The organism is Mesorhizobium sp. M2E.F.Ca.ET.209.01.1.1, assembly GCF_004010375.2.
Lineage (GTDB): Bacteria > Pseudomonadota > Alphaproteobacteria > Rhizobiales > Rhizobiaceae > Mesorhizobium.
Window position 1 is genome coordinate 1 of record NZ_SADP02001136.1, and the last position, 292, is coordinate 292.

Consider the following 292-nt stretch of genomic DNA (forward strand, 5'->3'; position numbering starts at 1 on the left):
CCGCGGCCCTGACCGGCGATGCTGTTGCGCTGGCGACGCCGCCGGGCGCCCCCGCGACGCAAACCACGCTGGCGACTCAAAGCGCGCTTTTGCCGCCGCCCGTCCAGCCGGGCGCTGCCTTGCCGGCGCAGCCGGCAGCTTTCGCCGGCTCGACGCCGATGGCCGGCCAATTCCCGCCGCCGCCGGTGCTGACGGCGGGCGGCTCGCCGACCGGTCCAGGATCCATAAAGCAAGCGGGGTCCATCAAGCAGGTGGTCTACACGACCGCGGGCGTTGCCATGCCGGTCACCGG

The 292-nt window shown here is 74.0% G+C and carries 1 pseudogene; it reads left to right on the forward strand.

Annotated features, from left to right (window positions below):
- A pseudogene (locus tag EN852_RS41545) lies at positions 1-292 on the forward strand (hypothetical protein); the annotation flags it as partial.